The organism is Cryobacterium sp. N19 (assembly GCF_002929595.1).
In the GTDB taxonomy this organism is placed as follows: Bacteria; Actinomycetota; Actinomycetes; order Actinomycetales; family Microbacteriaceae; genus Cryobacterium; species Cryobacterium flavum.
In genome coordinates this window covers 1-4,799 of sequence record NZ_PJJR01000023.1, presented here as the reverse complement: position 1 = coordinate 4,799, position 4,799 = coordinate 1, and the positions used below count along the sequence as shown (strand labels likewise).

2 protein-coding genes and 1 pseudogene are annotated in these 4,799 nt (G+C 66.2%); all 3 read right to left on the bottom strand.

Annotated elements, in window-relative coordinates; genetic code table 11:
• Window positions 1-952, bottom strand: a pseudogene (locus CXY78_RS00310) (ATP/GTP-binding protein); the annotation flags it as partial.
• Window positions 949-2,619, bottom strand: coding sequence for a hypothetical protein (locus tag CXY78_RS00305; protein ID WP_104087472.1), 1,671 nt, complete (start codon window positions 2,617-2,619; stop codon window positions 949-951). The gene CXY78_RS00305 and the pseudogene CXY78_RS00310, both read right to left, overlap by 4 nt.
• Before the next feature lie 1,452 nt (window positions 2,620-4,071).
• On the bottom strand, window positions 4,072-4,799 hold a 728-nt coding region (locus tag CXY78_RS20880), incomplete at its 5' end, for a hypothetical protein (RefSeq protein WP_233206022.1).

The following is a 4,799-nucleotide window of genomic DNA, read 5'->3' as shown; positions in this document are numbered from 1 at the left end:
GATCCACAGCTTCCGAAGTTTCGCCGTCGAGGAGGCCGGCGTATTCGTCGAGCAGCCCGTTCAACGTCCACTTCACGGACAGGCCGGCCTTGTGCAGGTCGTCGCGGGCGGTGACCGACAGGGTGCGGTAGTCGTCATCGTCGACGACGAGTCCAAGGTTCGGCAGCACGTCGGCGAGCACCGGCACCCGCCCATGCGCTTGGCCGACGGTGCGGCGCAGCGCCGCGCGGAGGGCTTCTTCTTCCCATTCGCTGAGGGGCTGATCGCCGCGGGCGATGCGAGTGACGATGTTCAGAAGCCGTGTCTGACCTTTGACACCGGTACCGCGGGCGATCATCGGATCGAGCAGGTTCAGGGTGGTGCCGGTGCCGTCGGTGGTGAACCGGATCGGTTCAAACCCGTAATGCCGCACCACGTTGGAGTACTCGCCCTCCCCGTTCTGATCCTTCTTGTCAAACACCACCCCACGGCGGCCTTGAAGTAGCAGGGGGCGGACGACGTAGTTGCATTTGGTGTGGGAGCTTTTACCGGCGCCGACGTCGCCCATCACGATCACGTTTGGACTGGACACCTCCCGCGGCTCCGAGTTGTAGGCGGTGACGGGGTCGTGGGAGATCGTCGTCCGCGACAACACGTCTCGCCCGTTGACCACGCCGCGGGTGCCCGTCGGCGGGCCGATCAGCGCGGTGTTGAGGATCTCGGCCTGCCGCGTCGTCGTCGGCGCGCCAGCCAGCGCCGGCGCGTAGAAACCACGACGAGCCGCGGCCGCCTGGGTGCGCAGCGGTGTGCCCGGTAGCGCCCACGGCACAATCTCGACCGCACCCGGATTGCCGGCCGCGTTGTTCCCGCCGGCCTCGTCGGCGGGCACTTCGACGGGCGGCGCGAAGCGGCGCAGCACCGGCAGCGCCCACAGCTTCGAGCGGGATGAGCTGGTGTCGTTGGGTGTGGTCATGTGAGGGCCTCCTTGTCAGATTTGCCGGCGAGGCGGCTGTAGACGCGGGCGGAGAACGACGGCGCGGACGCGACCAGGCCACGGCCGATCGGCCACGTCGTACCGGATGCCGCGGCCTGATACGAATCGAGCCAGTCCAGGCTTTCAATGCCGAGGCCGGTGGAGCAGGTTTCCTCGAGCTGCCGTGATGCCCGCGCCAGCTCTTCTCGGGAGCGGACGGAGATTGTCACGAAGCCGATCCAGAGAGCTCCGTGGTGCTGCGATCCGGAGACGAGGTCTTGCCGGCGGCGTCTGGCGGCCGTCATGTGCACGTCGGTATCGTCCGTGTCCAGCTGCCCGGCCTCCCTGCGGGAGAGGGCTTCGGCGGTGTCGCGGACGAGGTCTTGCCGGGCGGCGACTTTCGCCTCCGACGCCGGCACCAGGTGAAGGTGGAAGCTGACCGAGCGGATGAACTGGATGTCCTTCCCGATCAGCAGGTCCAGCACCCACAGCTGAGTGCGGGCCGCGGTCGCGAGCGCTTCGGCACGGATCGCGGCGGTGCGATGCCACCACCGCACCGGCAGCCCGGTGAGCGGGTCGATGCTGTCGACGATGTGCGCGGAGAACTCTTCCTCGGCGGGTTCGCCGACCCGGTTCGGGTGCACGTCGGCGACGAAGTCGATCGGACGCGACGGATTCTGCTGATGCCGCATCACCGCCGCCACCTGCCGCGCCGTCAGCACCTCCACCCGGCCGATTTTTGACTCCGTCAAACCACGCTTGGTCGAGGCGATCTCTTGCCGCATCAACGCCCGCCATCCGTCTCGGCCGTCGCCATACTTGGCAGCGGCGTCAAAAAATGACGGTGTGAGCGGCCAGTTGACGGTGACGAAGTGGCGTTGCACCATCGCGTCGTTCCCGGTCAGCCGCAAAACCTCCTCGTAGGAGGCGACGGCGTCGACCGGCGCCGCCGGGTCGAGGTTATTGAGCACCCAGAATTCCTGCAACGCGGTATCGGCCGGCAACACTCGCGTGGTGATTTGCACGTCCTGGACGAGGACGGAGGGGACGGCGCGGGCGGCGAGGAACGCGCCCCAGCCGTGGGCGGCGCGCGCCATGACGCTGGCCGATTCGATCCCCCGCAGCTGACCGCTGACGGTGAACGTAACCGACAGGTAACTTTGCTCACCGACCGGGGCATGCCAGGCGATGCCGGGCTCGCCCCGGCCGTATTGCAGCCAGCCGAGCCCGTCCGACCCGTCCGGATTGGAGCGCATCGCCACCACCGCCTTGGCCGCCTCCGCGGCAGTCTCTCGGGCTACCATGCCCTTGGTGGTGCGGGCGTCGGTGAGGGCTTGCTGGAGCTGGTCCCACGCGCCGACCTCGTAGGGCACGAACCGGGTCGTGCCGGCCCGGGTGCGTTTCTTCCAGCGGGATCGTTTGCGCCGTCGGTCGACGATTGATCCGCGGTGCGTTTTCGCTGTGACGAGGAACGTCACCCCGCAACTGACTGCTGCCGCTGCGAGGGCGGGCCAGCCGATCAGTGGGGTAAACACCATCCCGGACACGAGTGACCCGGCCAGGAAAATGATCCGGGCGCGAGAGTGCGTGCCGCCGAAGAAGGAGCGGTGCCCGCTCTCCCCACCCAGATAGCGGATGACCGTACGATTGCGCAGGTCCGTCATCATGTGTGATCTCCTCCCAAGGTCGGGGTGTCATCCATCGACTCCGTCGCCTGCTCCCCCGCCGTCTGAGCCATATCCACGCCCTTCCCAACGACCTCAACACCCTTGTGCGCGGCGGCGAGCCCCGCCGCGGCGATCAGCGTCGGGACGCCGACAACCGCGCCCGCGCCCGTCGCCGATTCCGCCGTCCCAGCGGCGGCGAGCCCGGTCTCGGCTGCGGCCGCGCCTCCGCCAGCGGTCGCACTTGCCCCGGCAGCTCCCGCCGTGGCGGTTGCTGCGCGGCCGGCGCCGATCGCTGCCCCCTCACCGGCCGCACCGGTGCNGCAGCAGCAACGCGGTTGCCGATGACCTCCGACAGGCTCCCCGGAGCTGTCGAGGACTCTGAGACGCGCTCGGTCGTGGAGTCCGTGGACTCTTTCGTCGTCGTCGAGGAGGTCCGATCCTGGCTGGAGGGTTGGCCGTAGCGTTCGGTGGCTTCGGTCATGTTCTGCGCCCCGATGTGTTTCCCGACGTCCACGGATGGACCGGTGGTGCCGCCGAAGGCCATCGGAATGATCGGGGCGAACTTCATCAGCAGCAATGGCGAGAGCGCGGCCATCAGCAGCCCGATGATCGCGACCATGAGGGACACCATCGATTGCAGGCCAAAGTTGTTGCCGAACGCGCTGATCTGGTTCGCCGTCATCGAAAAGGCTAAACCCAGCAGCAAGAACAGCAGCGGGTGGGCTGCGAGAATCCCAATCCACAACGCGGCGATCTTCAAGCCGAAGGAGCGCTTGTTTTTGTCGATGATCCACACCAGTCCAAGCGGCAGCAACACGCCGGTGAAGTAGAGGGTCACCAGCTGCACGAGCAACATGAGCAGCACGAGGAAGAGGGCGAGGATCATGCAGATCATCAGGATGACGCCCATGACGATTCCGCCGGTGATGCCGACTGGGTCGGCCTGCTCAATCATGGTGGTGAACTGCCCGGTGACGGTATTCGCTGTGCCGGTCAGGCCGGCTGCGACGAAGACGTCCGTGAGGGAGTGGAAGAAGTTGATCAGCATGATCCCGAACATTGGGCCGAACATGGCCCCGAGAAGGAAGGTTCCAAAGTACAGTCCGACGGACTCGACCAGATCGCGGCCGGCCTGGGCGCCGCGCGCCGTTCGCACAGCTTGCGGGATCAGCAGCAGCACGGCGACGAAGATCGCCGTAGCAAAGCTAATCTTGTAGGCGTTGATGAACCAATCAGCCGTCAGATCCGGCAGCGTTGCACTGGTCAGCGCCGGCATGATGTCACGGCTCATCCCCTGCGCCGTGTCGCGGAGCATCTTGAATGTGTTTCCCCACGGGTCCGACCAATAAGACACCACTCCGGCGGCACCGTTGATGGCATTACCTATGCCGCCCACGAGATCTCCGAAAAATCCTGGGTCATCGCCGGGCGTGGTCGCCATGCCTAGCATCGTCAGCACCCGCTCGTGAAGGGTTCACCGATCGAAAACAAGTCCTCCGTCGTGCGGGTCCCTTCAGACTTCGCAAATTTCCACGCGCCGTTTTCCCACCGGACGGTCACGGTAATCGATCCTTTCAACGTTGGGCTCATGGCCCCTTGTATGACGAGCCCCGTGCCGATCGTGGCGACGACTTCGTCGTTCGACGCCGATTCGATGTGCCACACACCAGGAATGGTCGACAGGTAGTATTTCGTCGCGTCCGGCACGAGCCCGCCTGAGACGTTCGGATTGTTCGCGAAAAACTCTCGCAAATCCTTCGTCGGAACATCAGTGGCGAGAGCGCTTGCCGCGACAGAGTCTGCATCGTCTGACGACGGGTAGGGGTACTGGTGTAGCCACCGTACGAAGGCGGCGGCGTACTCGACGGCCCCGCTGCTCGTGTGCGACGCGGCTTTCTGGGCGGCGAGGACCATGGCTGCGTCTCGTGTTTCGCCGCCGAGGCATCCGGTCGGCTCCGCGTCGACAGGTGTGGTGCTCGGCGACGGCGTGCTGCTCGCTATCGGTGTTGTCGGCTCGGGTGAGGGTGTGGCGGTGTCGCGTTGGCTGCCGAAGTAGACGGCGCCAGCGATGATGAGTGCGCCGATGAGGATGGCGGCGGCGACGATCCAGGGCCAGGTGCGGCGGGTGGGTGGTGCGGTCGCGTGCACGAGTGCTCCTATCCGAAGACGGCGAGGATGGC